The sequence below is a fragment of the Parasulfitobacter algicola genome, from assembly GCF_013315265.1.
In the GTDB taxonomy this organism is placed as follows: Bacteria; Pseudomonadota; Alphaproteobacteria; order Rhodobacterales; family Rhodobacteraceae; genus Parasulfitobacter; species Parasulfitobacter algicola.
On the sequence record NZ_JABUFE010000002.1, the window covers coordinates 237,285 to 251,057 of the forward strand.

The 13,773-nt window shown below is 51.0% G+C and carries 13 protein-coding genes; 4 read left to right on the top strand and 9 right to left on the bottom strand.

The features are described 5' to 3' along the window. Positions 1–96: 96 nt before the first annotated feature. A complete protein-coding gene (locus HRQ87_RS04955; protein WP_174135868.1) occupies positions 97–297 on the bottom strand; it encodes a hypothetical protein in 201 nt (66 codons plus the stop codon). Positions 298–659: 362 nt separating this feature from the next. On the opposite strand from HRQ87_RS04955, the gene HRQ87_RS04960 reads away from it, so the two are divergent. Beyond that, entirely contained in the window at positions 660–1,325 is a 666-nt protein-coding gene (locus HRQ87_RS04960; RefSeq protein ID WP_174135870.1) for a hypothetical protein, read from the top strand. A gap of 106 nt (positions 1,326–1,431) precedes the next feature. Here the strand turns inward: HRQ87_RS04960 and lpdA are convergent, their stop codons facing one another. After that, on the bottom strand, positions 1,432–2,829 hold the full coding sequence (lpdA, locus tag HRQ87_RS04965; RefSeq protein ID WP_174135872.1) for a dihydrolipoyl dehydrogenase: 1,398 nt from the start codon (positions 2,827–2,829) through the stop codon (positions 1,432–1,434). Between the two features lie 185 nt (positions 2,830–3,014). Here lpdA and HRQ87_RS04970 point away from each other — a divergent pair, with 185 nt between their 5' ends. After that, positions 3,015–3,644, top strand: coding sequence for a LysE family translocator (locus HRQ87_RS04970; RefSeq protein WP_174135873.1), 630 nt, complete (start codon positions 3,015–3,017; stop codon positions 3,642–3,644). A gap of 162 nt (positions 3,645–3,806) precedes the next feature. Beyond that, positions 3,807–5,024, top strand: a complete 1,218-nt coding sequence (locus tag HRQ87_RS04975; RefSeq protein WP_174135874.1) for a hypothetical protein — start codon at positions 3,807–3,809, stop codon at positions 5,022–5,024. A 240-nt stretch (positions 5,025–5,264) separates the two neighbouring features. Here the strand turns inward: HRQ87_RS04975 and HRQ87_RS04980 are convergent, their stop codons facing one another. Continuing rightward, entirely contained in the window at positions 5,265–6,632 is a 1,368-nt protein-coding gene (locus tag HRQ87_RS04980; RefSeq protein WP_174135875.1) for an aminotransferase, read from the bottom strand. 116 nt (positions 6,633–6,748) lie between these two features. Here HRQ87_RS04980 and HRQ87_RS04985 point away from each other — a divergent pair, with 116 nt between their 5' ends. Continuing rightward, positions 6,749–7,693 (top strand): LysR family transcriptional regulator, encoded by a 945-nt coding sequence (locus HRQ87_RS04985; RefSeq protein ID WP_174135876.1) that lies wholly within the window; start codon positions 6,749–6,751, stop codon positions 7,691–7,693. Positions 7,694–7,793: 100 nt separating this feature from the next. On the opposite strand, the gene HRQ87_RS04990 is transcribed toward HRQ87_RS04985, so the two are convergent. From HRQ87_RS04990 to HRQ87_RS05015, 6 genes are all read right to left on the bottom strand, one after another. Further along, complete coding sequence (locus HRQ87_RS04990) at positions 7,794–8,894, bottom strand: serine hydrolase domain-containing protein (RefSeq protein WP_174135878.1); 1,101 nt, start codon at positions 8,892–8,894, stop codon at positions 7,794–7,796. A gap of 3 nt (positions 8,895–8,897) precedes the next feature. Then, positions 8,898–9,449, bottom strand: a complete 552-nt coding sequence (gene phaR / locus HRQ87_RS04995; RefSeq protein ID WP_174135880.1) for a polyhydroxyalkanoate synthesis repressor PhaR — start codon at positions 9,447–9,449, stop codon at positions 8,898–8,900. A 490-nt stretch (positions 9,450–9,939) separates the two neighbouring features. Then, a complete protein-coding gene (locus tag HRQ87_RS05000) occupies positions 9,940–10,437 on the bottom strand; it encodes a hypothetical protein (protein WP_174135882.1) in 498 nt (165 codons plus the stop codon). A 72-nt stretch (positions 10,438–10,509) separates the two neighbouring features. Then, positions 10,510–11,049, bottom strand: coding sequence for a DUF2147 domain-containing protein (locus HRQ87_RS05005; protein ID WP_174135884.1), 540 nt, complete (start codon positions 11,047–11,049; stop codon positions 10,510–10,512). Positions 11,050–11,357: 308 nt separating this feature from the next. Beyond that, entirely contained in the window at positions 11,358–11,795 is a 438-nt protein-coding gene (locus tag HRQ87_RS05010; RefSeq protein WP_174135887.1) for a phasin family protein, read from the bottom strand. A 133-nt stretch (positions 11,796–11,928) separates the two neighbouring features. Continuing rightward, positions 11,929–13,758, bottom strand: coding sequence for a PHA/PHB synthase family protein (locus HRQ87_RS05015; protein ID WP_174135889.1), 1,830 nt, complete (start codon positions 13,756–13,758; stop codon positions 11,929–11,931). Positions 13,759–13,773 lie beyond the last annotated feature (15 nt).

Genomic DNA, 13,773 nt, shown 5'->3' on the forward strand with positions numbered 1-13,773 from the left:
TCTGCCCAGTATTCGCTGAAATCCGCAAAGATACAACTGCGCTATCAGACGACACTGTAAAGCAACCTGTGTTCGTCTTAAAACATTTAGATCTAATTATGATGAACCGGCGATCCGCCAGGTCATCCAGCCAAATCCAACACCAAAAAAAACCGCGAACAAAAGCGTGATGATGTAATCGCAGGTACCGAAAACCCCATAACTGCAGCCCATAAAAAACGTCTCAAGCCCAAGCCCGAAAAACCAACCGACCACAACACCAAAACAAAATAGAACCAGGGTCAAAATAATACGCATTCAACTTACAAACCTTATCTATAATAATTATTAATCCCGTAAGTTAAGGCCCATTGGCGTTATCATCAACCTTTAAGGTTTGCCGATAAAGCCTACTCAAGCATCTTCAAGAATGCGTCGGGCAGGGCTTCAAGCGCAAAGGCGACCTGTTACAATAATCCCAAAACGGCTTCTCTCACTTTGAAATGTCTGTTTTCAATGGCGAAGTCGCGTTCTGTATATGCGATGTTGAAAGCTTGTCCGGGCGTATCCAGCCCCCATGACATACGCCATAGGTCCCGCCCCATGCACCCAGCCAATAGTGACAAGACTATCTGTTTCAGCCATGCTGACAAAATCCTGTCATGTCCTGGTGGTACTGAATGTTCAAATTTAAAACCAATCTCTTCGCTGCAATCGCAATGGCGATATCTGATCCAGTATTTGCTGAAATCCCCAAAGATACAACCGCGCGCTATCAGGTTGCACTTTACCAAAATGGCCAGAAAATTGCCCTGACCCCTGATGCTGATCATCCCTTCATCGTCCAGGGTAATCTGCAAGCTGATGCATTTGAGCTGATCATGCCCCGCTTTCAATGTGCCACAAATGATAAGTCAGACATTGATGTTGTCAAAGCAGCAGTCGGCATTCGCACTGAGACCGATGAACGGGCCAGAATTTTAAAACATATTCTGACCTCAACCGACCCCAAGATCAGGCTGAATAATCCTGACGCCACTCTTTTTCACGGCGCCACAGGCGCACCATGGTATCAAACCCCACAAACCCATCTTGTGAACCTTGAGCAATATGACCTGCTTGAACCTACCATCCACGCCTATTTCATTGATGATCGTTTTGCCAAAGCCAACGACGAAACCGCAACCATTTTGATAAATTCGATCATTCATTTCGAAGATTATTCCCAACAGGAAACCGAACTTTTGCGTCCAGGTTTGACAGCCACGCTTTTCATCAAGGTCCATGACGACCAGTGTATCAGAACTGATAAAACTGTGGATATTCTGATACTTACCTTCAGATAAATCTGATACATCTGTTTACCTGAATATATCGATCTGAAGCTCCACAAAATTTCAGCAAAAGACGTTAGACCTTTGTGAAACCACCATCACAACGCGCATGGAACCCCTAAAAATGGATCGCACGCCCATACGCATCCAATACACTTTCATGCATCATTTCTGACAAAGTCGGGTGTGGGAAAACGGTGTTCATCAGGTCTTCCTCGGTCGTCTCAAGCGTACGGCCGACGACATAGCCCTGGATCAGCTCGGTCACCTCGGCCCCGACCATGTGTGCGCCCAGCAGTTCACCCGTCTTTTCATCAAAGATCGTCTTCACCATCCCCTCGGGTTCGCCCAAGGCAATCGCCTTGCCGTTACCGATGAACGGGAACCGCCCCACCTTGATCTTATAGCCCAGCTCTTTCGCCTTAGCCTCAGAGTACCCCACGCTGGCCACCTGCGGATGGCAATAGGTGCAGCCCGCGATGCTTTCGGGTTTGACCGGGTGCACGTTGTTCTTGCCCGCGATCAGTTCGGCCACCATGACGCCTTCGTGACTGGCCTTGTGCGCCAACCACGGGGCACCCGCAATATCGCCGATCGCATAGATACCTTCGACGCCCGTGCGGCAGTATTCATCTGTGACGACATGGGTGCGGTCGACCTTGACGCCCAAGCCTTCCAGCCCCAGACCTTCAGTATTCCCGACGATGCCAACGGCACTGATCACCGTGTCAAAATCGTGCTTTTCGACCTTGCCGCCCGTTTCAATATGGGCCGTCACTTTGCCCTTGCCCCGGTCAAGCTGCTTGACCATGGCCTTTTCCATGATGGTCATGCCCTGCTTTTCGAACTGTTTTTTGGCAAAGCCACTGATTTCGGCGTCCTCGACCGGCAGGATGCGATCCATGACCTCGACCACCGTCGTATCGGCGCCCAGAGTGTTATAGAAACTGGCAAATTCGATCCCGATCGCGCCCGATCCGATCACCAGCAGCTTTTTCGGCATCCTTGGGGGGACCAGCGCGTGCTTATAGGTCCAGACCAGATCGCCGTCAGCCTCAAGCCCCGGCAATTCACGCGCGCGCGCGCCGGTGGCCAGGATGATGTTTTTCGACGTCAGCTCTTCTGTCCCTTTGTCGGTCTTCACGCTGACCTTGCCCTTGGCGGTGATCGTGGCCTCGCCCATGATCGCAGTGACCTTGTTTTTCTTCAGCAGGTGCCCGACCCCACCGTTCAACTGCTTGGCCACGGCCCGTGACCGTGCGACGACAGCGTCCAGATCATAGTCGATACCGCTGGCCTTCAGCCCGAATTCCTTGGCCCGGTGCATCAGGTGAAAAACCTCGGACGACCGCAACATGGCTTTGGTCGGAATACAGCCCCAGTTCAGGCAAATCCCGCCCATATGTTCGCGTTCAACAATCGCGACATTCAGCCCAAGCTGAGCGCCCCGGATCGCAGCCACATATCCACCGGGGCCAGCCCCGATCACGATCATATCAAAAGACTTCGTCGCCATGCCGCACCCCTTCTGCGTAAAAATATAGTTTAGTGCTAAACTATCTTGTTGTGATCATCAATGTGACAAGGGGCATAATTGCGGTTTTGTGAAAACCTAGCCAAACGCCCCTCTCAAACCCAATCCTCTATTGACTTTCAAAGCTAGGATTCCGACCCTGATCCCTGAATACTAAGGATACACACATGAATTTCGATATCTGGATGATCTATGTCGGCACCGTTTTCGCATTCATGGTGACACCCGGGCCAAGCCACCTGTTGATGTTGTCAAACAGCATGACCCACGGGTTTCGCCCGTCAATTGCAACAGCTGTTGGTGATCTGACGGCCAATGCGCTGCAAATGCTGGCCGCTGGCCTTGGATTGGCGGCCATTCTAGTCGCCTCGCAATATGCGCTGACAGTGATCAAATGGGCTGGCGTCTTGTATTTATTATGGATGGGCCTTCGAATGTGGCGCAACGCCGGGCGGTCTGGCACATCTGCAGGTCCCGCCAAGTCGGCGTCAATAAAACGACTCTGGATGCAGGGGTTTGTAACATCAGCCGCGAACCCCAAAGCCGTCGTCTTTTTTGCAGCGCTTTTTCCGCAGTTCATTGCATCCGATCATCCATTCTTTGTTCAGTTCTTTATACTGTCGATCACCTATATCGCAATTGACGGGATATTCTTGTGCAGCTATGGCGCTGGTGCTGATGCAATCGCCCGACGTCTAAAAGGGCGCGCGCGGGTCATCATTGATAAGATCGGCGCAACTTTTCTGATTGGTGCCGCAGTATTGCTAGGCCTGAAAACGCTTGGCGAAGCTAGATAGTCAATTCGCGCCCAAGCCTGCGATCCTTCATCGCGATAGCAGGCAACAAACCACCGACAGACAGCAGCGCGCGTTGATTGATGGGTATTGGCGAAATAAGATTTCGACATATTTTGATGTGCCTCGGGGGCCAACCGCCTCCAAATAACGACTGGATATATTGTGAAAAATCTTACAATCCTGACCGTCGCTATCCTTTGTTTGTTGCAGATTACCACAACACTGTCACATGCAGATACCATCACCAACCATTACGATCATTTTACACAGCTTTCGACCGAACAAGAACGACAGCTGGGTGTCATAATCCCGCCGGAAGGGACTGTGAAAGTTGGCGAAAGCAATGGTATCCCGATTTACGATACACCCAGCCGCCGCTTTACCGACCCGGAAATAGCCGAGATCATTCGCATGCTTGATCTGGTGCCTGAAAAGATGCTTGAAACCCCGCCACGCGCGATCATTGCAGCAAGCAAAGACACTGCAGGGCGTGCAATCCGACCAAACGCAGTCGCGACGGCAAGTGGCCCCTATATTTTCCTTGGCACAGCTTTTTTCCAAGGTTCCGCTGGCGGCTTCAGTGCCAAAACAACTGAAAATGATCGCAACAGTATTTTCATGCATGAATATGCACATGTTCTTCAATATTACCATCTGGACCCTGAAAAGGGCAAAATCCAAAACATGAAAGAAACGTCCTCATTGGTTTTTGATTTTGCAAAACAGGCCGGATGGAAAGCACACAGAAGACTGCACAAAGATAAAATCCTGACAGGTGATGACTTTGCCTTTGATGTCGTCCGTGATGGAAATCATCAGTGGTTTTTGCCAGAAGATCAGGAAGATGGAACCACAAAATACGGCCAGACAAACCCTGTCGAAGATCACGCCGAGGCATTCGGTTGGGTCATTGCAGGCCATCCCGGATATCTGTCAGGTGCCCGCGTGGAGCATGTTCTGACCTATCTTGGGGCCACCCGCGATGATTTCACCCAAGGCGTCCTGCCCATACACCCACGCGCCTTGCGATCACGCGGGCAACCCCGTGGATCAAAGAAATTTTTTCAGGATCTGACACCCGATGGCTTTACCAGACAGGACGGCGATCGCCAGTATTTCTGTTTTATCGACGATGACGAAGGCATCAGCTTTGACGACGCCATGCAATATTATGCTGCTGAATTCACCGACCGTGGATATGCCGCTGACATCCCGATCGAACACAAAATTCTGCCCCTGAAAGAGGACCACGCAAGTGCTGTCTATTCCTTTGATGGACAGCACGTTTTATTGCAGATCGTCGACCTGACCAACGCGGATCAATACATTGTCAAAGGGGACATGACCATCAGGATTGCACTTGGCTCTTATTCGCCATGAACCCGGATGCGGGACAGCCTAGTTCACCGGATTTCAATCAATGTTAACGCCTAAGCCGATCTTAACCCGGCGTGCGTATATTTGGTAAACAGATCCTTTAAAATTGGTCTATCTCGGCAGTTTTGTACAAAATTTTTGGTACAAAACCTGTGTACAAATTATACAAAATAGCGTGACAGTGCCCACAGCGCGACGTATCTGGCGCAACGTTCGGGGCGTTAACGCCGACCGCACGATGGGTCAGGTGATGTCTGCGAAAACCTGACCAAGTGCTGTGTGCAGTTTATCAAACATTTCGTCCATTTGCGCGTCTGTCATGATAAACGGCGGGCACAGAACAATCGCCTGCCCCAGTGGTCTGCAGATCAATCCGTTGTCGGTACAGGCATTCGCGATCCGCTCACTGACGCTTAGGTCCGCGGCAAACGGCGCCTTGGTCGGTTTGTCCGCCACTGCTTCAAGCGCGCCCATCAGTCCCTTGCTGCGCGCCTCGCCAATATGGGGATGCTGGGCCAGCTCTGCCAAGCCTGATTCAAATCGCGGCGTCAAATCACGCACGGCGTCCAATAGACCGTCGTTCAGGATAATATCAATGGATTTCAACGCAATAGCACATCCAACCGGGTGGCCCGACGCTGTGAATCCATGCGGAAATTCTTCCACCATTTCGCTGGCCACCTGCAACCTGTCAGCCAGATCAGGGCCTAAAATAACGGCTCCCATCGGAAAATATCCCGCCGTCAACGCTTTGGATGAAATGATCGCATCGGGCACAAAATCATAGGTTTGCGCGCCCCACACATTGCCCGTGCGACCAAACCCACAGATCACCTCATCCGCGATCAGGGGAATGTTATGCTTGGCCAAAACCGCTTGAATGGCCTGAAAATATCCCGCTGGCGGCGGGATCACACCCCCTGCCCCAATCACCGGTTCGGCCACAAATCCCGCAATGGTTTCAGCCCCTTCGCGTCGAATGACGTCTTCCAATTCATGCGCCAACCGCGATGTAAACTGCGCCTCACTTTCGCCCGCCATGCCTTCGCGCCAAAAGTGTGGGCAAGTCAGGTGAATGAACCCATCAAAAGGCAACCCAAACAAGGCGTTATAGGGTTTCCCGGTCATCGACGCTGACACCGCTGTCACCCCATGATACCCGTTCATCCGCGTCAAAATCTTGCGCCGTTCAGGCTTACCTTCGGCCCGTGCCAGAAACCACAACATCTTGACCAGCGTATCATTCGCCTCGGACCCGGAATTGGTGTAAAAAACCTTACCTGTCTGGAACGGCGACACCTCGATCAGCTTTTCGCTTAGCATCACGGTCTGGTCTGTCATTCGCCCAAAAAAAGCGTGATATCCCGGAAACTTATCATATTGCGCCTTGGCGGCCTCTGTTAGCCCGGGATGGTTGAAGCCTGCCACCATGTTCCAAAGACCTGAATTGGCATCAAGATATTTTTTTCCTTCAACATCAAAGATATAAGGGCCATCTCCGTGGGTTAGCACGACCGTCCCACGCTCGTGAATTGTGGGCAAATCCGTAAAGCCGTAAAACGAATGCGCATCGGCGCGCGCGTCCCAGCTGTTGGGGGTATGATCGGTCATCTCAGGGCTCCTTTGTGGGCACGCTAATCGCGGAACAGGCGCAGATCAATCCATGACATTGCGCCCGGCCGCAATTGCGCTTAGCGTCAGGTCGCAGCGGATAAGGGACACAAGGCATGGCACACACTGCCGACCGTTTTACACTTTGGGGAATCGAGGTCTTTATCGCGACCGTCGAAGAAGCATCAATCAGTGCCGCCGCCCGTCGTTTGGGTGCCAGCCCCGCGACCGTTAGTCAGCAATTGACCAACCTGGAAGCAGCCGTCGGCGCACGCCTTCTGGACCGCAATGCACGCCCTGTCCGACTGACCCAAGCCGGGGATATCTTTCGCAGACGCGCGCAATCCATACTGAACGAAGCGGCCCTGGTACGCGCAGAATTGGCGCAGGCCGACATGGCTGCCCTGACCCGCTTTCGCCTTGGAATGATTGAAGATTTCGACGCTGATGTCACACCCCGCCTGTTGTCACAGATGGCAGGCACCTTTCAAGATTGCCAGTTTTTGCTGGAAACCGGGGCCAGCCACAGGCTTTTTGATCAACTGGATGCCCGCGCGCTAGATCTGATCGTGGCGGCCGATATGGGTGCAGGCGCAGATTGGATGGAGGTCCATCCCCTGATCGAGGAACCTTTTGTCGCCGCTGTCCCCAAAGGATCCGCTAATGCCATCGAAACGCTGCCGCTGATCCAATACACACAGCGTCACCATATGGGTCGTCAGATCGCGGCACATCTGGCACGGCAGAATATGTCGCTGGCTCATAAATTCGAACTCGACAGTTATCATGCGATTATGGCGATGGTCGCCGAACGCGCAGGCTGGACCATTCTGACACCCCTTGGCTGGATGCGTGCCAAACGCTTCCGCGATCAGGTGGACCTGATCCCGCTACCGTTCGAACCGCTTAGCCGCACCATTTCCCTGAATGCGCGCAAAGGCATTCTGGCAGATATGCCCGGCGACGTTGCCAACCGCCTGCGCCCCCTTTTGAACGAACTTGTCGTAAAGCCCGCCATCATAGACTTACCGTGGCTGGCTGACCAATTGCGCATTCTTTAATATGGACCTCAACTGACCATAGAAACAGTTTTTCTGATTTTTCTATGTGTTCTGCCTGCCATTGTATGGTGCATGTTAAAAAAGCGCTAAAAACTGAAAGTCAGAGCGTTTCCAGAATGTCGACCATCAGATCTTGCAAACCATCATCCACCAGCTTTGGATTGCGCGTATTGGTCGCCATGGCGATAACAAGGTCGTATTTTGGCACCATCATAACTGCGGTGTACCACATCGTATTTGACCCATTGTGCCAAATCAAAGCGGCATCATATTCCGGCGATCGGTGTATAACCCAACCAAGCCCATAGTCTGCTGCATTTGGTGTTCGCATCGCTATACAGCTTTCCTGCGTTAGAAAATCAGGTGCACGCCCTTTGCACGCCGACAAATGCAATTGCCCCCAACGCAATAAATCGTCCATGCTTAGATGTAATCGCCCAGCAGGTCCCATCCATGCCGCGTTGTCCGACGTCACTTTGTTAGGATCCATAGCTTTTTGAAATCCCAATATCTGCCTGTGCCCCCAAGCCGCAGATGCATGCGTCGGCGCGCCAAATCCGGCCGAGTTCAAACCAAAGGGTTGCGTAACCTCAGACACAACAAGCTGTTCCCAGGGTGCTCCAGTAACATGCTCAACGATAACGCCCGCCAAAACATAGCCGACATTAGAGTATTCAAACTGTCCTGCGCGGTCATTCAAAGGTTTTGTCCAAAGCACTTTCAAGCGTTCAATACGGTCCTGTGACGGATCTGATGTTCCTGATTTTCGAAGGTGAAACACCGAAACATTTGCGGGTACTCCGGAGGTATGACTTAGCAATTGCCGCAGTGTGATCGCTTGCCAGTCTGCATGCATATCAGGCGCGATATCAATGATAATAGGCCCGATAGGATCATCAAGGCGCAGTTTCCCTTGTTCGAACAGGCGCATAACCAGAACAGATGTAAAAGACTTCGTGATTGAGCCGATATGCCAAGGCGCATCGCCCCCAACCAAACCCGCACCGCGATAGCGTTTGCCAGACACAAATGTGATCGGGGCATTATTTTCCAACGCAAACCCAGCCGCAATCGCAAAACGATCCTGTTCACGCGCAAGCTGACCGAATTTTTTCTGAAAACTGTCTTTGATACTATCAGCCAGGACATTCGTTCCGCTTATGATACAGACCATAAACAGAATGTATCTTAGCATTTCCATCCTTTATTTGCTAAGTTTCGACAGCTTTTCCTGCAGGTCGGACAACTGCTTTTTAATATCGTCCAGATCATCTTTATCTTCAGGCGCGTCTTCCTTGGCGGAGCTGGACCAACTGCCCGACATACCGCCGGTCATCGCCTTCAGAAACGCTTTTTGCTGCGCTTGCATTGCGTCGAAACCCGGCATTTGCGCCATTGGGTTTATGCTGGTCATATTTTCAACAACCTTGGACTGCCCGTCGCGTAGCATTTCAAAGCTCATCGCCAGGAATTGCGGAACAACGCTGGTCGCCTGGGTCGTGTAGCTGCGCACCAAGTCGGTCAGCACACCAAGCGGCAGCACGTTTTCTCCGCGGCTTTCGTGTTCTGCAATAATCTGCAACAGATACTGCCGCGTCAGATCATCCCCGGACTTCAGATCAACAATCTGAACCTCGCGCCCTTCGCGTATAAACAACGCGATATCCTCAAGTGTCACATAATCGCTGGTTTCCGTGTTATACAAACGACGGCTGGCATAGCGCTTTATCAGCAGCTTTTTTTCTGGCTCTGCCATGGGTTTCCTTCCCCCTTTTGCGGTACTGCAAAAAACCTTAGGCGCATGTGTCACAAAAAGAAAGAGCATTGGCTGTAATCATGGTTCGCATAAACGATCATCAAAGCCTCAGTTACTTTCGAAAGGGTTATAGACTGTAAGTGGCAGCTGTGAGCCCAACCTGTGAATTTGAGATTCTCGCTGCAAGCGCACGCAGCACGAAAAATTCTGCATATGCTCAGTTTCTCAAGCTGCATGGCTGTGGGAAGATCGGCCTTTGGTGCACGGGGCGGCAAACACTATGTAGGCAATGAGCTAGATGCCGGACAAATCACCAATTTACTGTCCTTGCACGAATGGCAGTTTCGTCAACGCTTTACGATCCCGGCAACGATCAGCATGAGTCGGCATTGCACATTTTGAACCGTTGCGACGTTTAAGAAAGCACCAGAGTGCTATTTTAGCAGACGCCCTGAATCCAAAGGCGCTAAGAGTTGCGATAAGGGGAAGATCAGTGCTCCTTCATCGCTTCTGCTCTTGCGATCGCCTCAGCCTGGATCTGAATTTGTTCCTCGCGTTCGGCGGCCGCACGTTGTTCCGCCTCATCTGCATATGCGGCCTGCAATTTGATGGCTGTTCGACGGGACCACCAAAGCATACCCAATCCAGTTGCCAGCATGATGACACCGAACATTATGCCCGCCAGGTTCGGCGCCTCGTTCGAAAGAAAGCCCATGCTGATACTGAAAAGTCCAAGCACTAAATAGAACCACGTGTAAATTCTGAAGAATACGGACCCCAATCCGCGCCCGAACATTTTGCGCGAATGCAGGTAGCAAAGGAGTACGGGGAAACCGATGCCAGCCAGCAAATTGCTGGCAATCAGATCAAACGGTTCCGGCAGGAATGACGTGAAAGAGCCAATGATACTAAAAGGTATAATCAGTGCCAGAAGCGCGCCACCAATCAATATAAACCACGTTGAAAGTGGCAATGAAACTCCAAACATTGTTACTCCTCCAAGATCGTCTTTGTCGTGATGAGTGAACCTGCATCCAATTGGTTTGTCATAATGTGCAGTCTAGTAGGACCTGCAACTGGTGAACAGCAACCGGCAACTTGCTGGTTTCCGCTCAGAGATTGATGTCATGAAGGCCTCGCAGGCGGTTCGACTTTCAAATGTGCCGCGCGTGGCGTTGACCTGCTCTTGCAATGCCTCGCAGTCTGCTTCGTCCAAAGCAACCTGCCTCAGCATTCCGTCAACTTCAGTCCGGGTTTTTTCTGCGTTAACTCGTGAATAGGTGACGTCCCCGAAAACGACGATTACATCATCTTCTGCGCGATACAGTACGGGAAGCGGACCGCGCGGCAAGCCAATGCTAACTGTACCGTCTTCGTATGTGGCCGGATATTCGGCCTTTTCAAAGGTGCTATAGACTGCAGATGGTCGATAGACCGTTGCACGATAGACTCCGTCATTTTCGGAAATTTCTATAAAGTTTTTGTCATCGGCCTTCCAAAAACCAACCGCATCCGCTTGGTCCTCATTGCACGCCACTAACAGAAAACTTGTCAAAACAAAAAGCAGACAGAATTTCAGGGTTGAAAGGGTGTTGCTCATCTGATGCTCCTTATAGAAATTTTGTTTGCAAGACTCTTAGGCGAAATCGGCGCCCCTTGAAAGACCGGTCTGGCGACATTCGCTGCGACACAGCGATGAACGTGCCGCACCTGCGAACTAATGATGCATCAGCGAAGGTGTAAAAACGAATGTCGGAAAAGTCCCGCACAGCTGATATTTTAAATATCATTATGCCGACTGCAATGCCAACAACAGTATAGACAAACAGAAAGAGCGAGCTCCGCGAAGAGCCCGCTCTACTATTCACACCGATTAGGGAGGAATGCGGCGTGTATCTGATCAGTGACTTATTTAGCGGCCGCTTTTTTCGCAGCAGCTGTCACGTCGTTTGTGGCTTTTTTCATGACTTTAGTTGTTTCTTCACCCATGTCTTTGCCAGCAGCCAGAACCAGTTCAACTGTTTCCATTTGAACTTTTTTCGCGATTTCAGCGAAAGCGGCCATGTGCTCAGCAGCAGCTTCAGCAGAGGCAGATGCGAAATCTGTCATTGCTTTTGAATAATCTGCCGGATCTTCTTTTACTTTTGTGATCGCAGACATTTTTGTGATGGTGTCTTTTGTCCACTTGGACGAAAGTTCGGCTGATTTACCAGCAGCTTCCAAAGCGACAGATGACATCTTTTCGCTTAGCGATGCTTGCGTTTTGAACGCGTCTTGCATTGCTTTCGTATCTACTGGAAATGCGCCCATCATGTCTTTCATGATCGCTGTAAAATCTTGTGACATTGTCTTCTCCTTACGCTAATGCGCGGGCCCACCCCGTGCTGTTCTTGCGTCTGACAATGAATATAAATGCTGCAGCGCAGCAAATCAAGTATTTTTCTGCACTGCAGCATAATTTTTATAAAGTCTAAATTTATCAATTATTTGGATCAGCCAAAACATATGTTCCTGGGGCGGGGCACAACACTTTGTGCGTCGAATCGCCCGGGGTTCGGGCCGGGACCTGCTTGCCAGACCGGGTTCCAAGCCATTTGCCCCACGTTGGCCACCAAGACCCTTCGTTATAGTCTGCCGCGGCAAGCCAGCTGTCCGCATCGCCCTTTGGGCCGCCATTGGTATAATGACCGTATTTCTTCTTGGACGGCGGATTGATGATGCCCGCAATATGACCGGATTCCGATACGATAAATGTTTTACTGCGACTGCCCATTTGGGCCACACCGTCATAGCTGGTCTTCCAGGCAGCGATATGATCGGTTTGGCAGGCAATCGCACACATCGGAACAGTGACATCCTTTAATGACAGCTTTTGGCCAAACAGCTTAATCTGGCCTTTGGCAAACAAATTGTCCTGACACAGCCACCGCAGGTATTCGATTGCCATCCGCGCGGGCAGATTTGTGCTGTCACCATTCCAGAACAAAAGATCAAACGCCGGCGGGGCTTCGCCCAGCATATAGCTTTTAATCGCGGGCCCATAGATCAGATCGTTCGAGCGTAGAAAGCTAAAAGTGCGCGACATGAAATAACTATCAAGATAGCCGTCGTTTTTCACCTGCTCTTCGATCCCATCAACAAAATCATCGGTCAGGAAAACGCCGAATTCCCCCTGTTCTTCGAAATCGGTCAGTGTCGTAAAGAACGTGGCGGATTTCACAGATTTATCACCGCGATGCTTCAGAAAGGCCAATGTCATGCTAAGCGTCGTGCCGGCGATACAATACCCAACGGCATTCACCTGCGGCACATCACAGATCTGCTTCACCTGTTCAATCGCTGTCAGATACCCTTCGTCAATATAGGTCTCAAGCCCCACATCGTGATAGCTGGCATCCGGATTAACCCAACTGACCACAAACAGCGTTACCCCCTGATCCACGATCCATTTGATCAGTGAATTCTTTTCCTTCAGATCCATGATATAGAATTTGTTGATCCACGGCGGAAAGATGATCAGCGGGGTCGTGTGCACCGTCTCGGTCGTGGGTTTATATTGGATCAGCTCAAACAAGCGATTGCGAAAGACAACCGATCCTTCGGTCACACCCAGATTTTCACCGACCTTGAATGCCTTGCGGTCGGCAAGCGTGACCAGCAGATCACCTTCGTTTGCCTCAAGATCAGCGACCAGGTTTTCAAGCCCTTTAACCAGCGACGCGCCATCCGTTTCCACAGCCTTTTCCAACGCATCGGGATTGGTCGACAAGAAGTTGGTGGGCGACAACATATCCACGATTTGTTGGGTAAAGTATTCGACGCGCTTGCGTTCAACGGCATCAAGACCTTCGATGTCTGATACCGTTTGATGCAGCGCTTTTGCATTCAGCTGATATTGCTGCTTGATATAATTGAAATAGGGATGCGTGGTCCACAGGGGGTTGGCAAAACGACGATCTTCGGGGCCATTATCGGGCGGGGCGGTCAGATGACCCGATGCCAATGCGGCTTGTGCATCGATATAATGTTTCAAGGATGCCCCCCAAAATGACACCTGATGTTCCAGTAATTTGCTGGGATTATGCATCAAATCGTTCATGTAAGCCGTGGCCGCTTTGACCATCAGACCCTGTCCGGGGCCTTCTAATGCTGGGTTTACGGGCTTTTTGTGCGACATCGCTGCAACAAGACGTTGCGACAATGTTTCCAGTTTTGCCAGGTTTTCATTGAGTTTTTCTGCATTTGCAGCATATTCCTGCGCCGCATCTTCGGCCGACGGCGGAGCTTTGCCAGAATCTGTTGTTGTCATTTTAATATCTCCCCC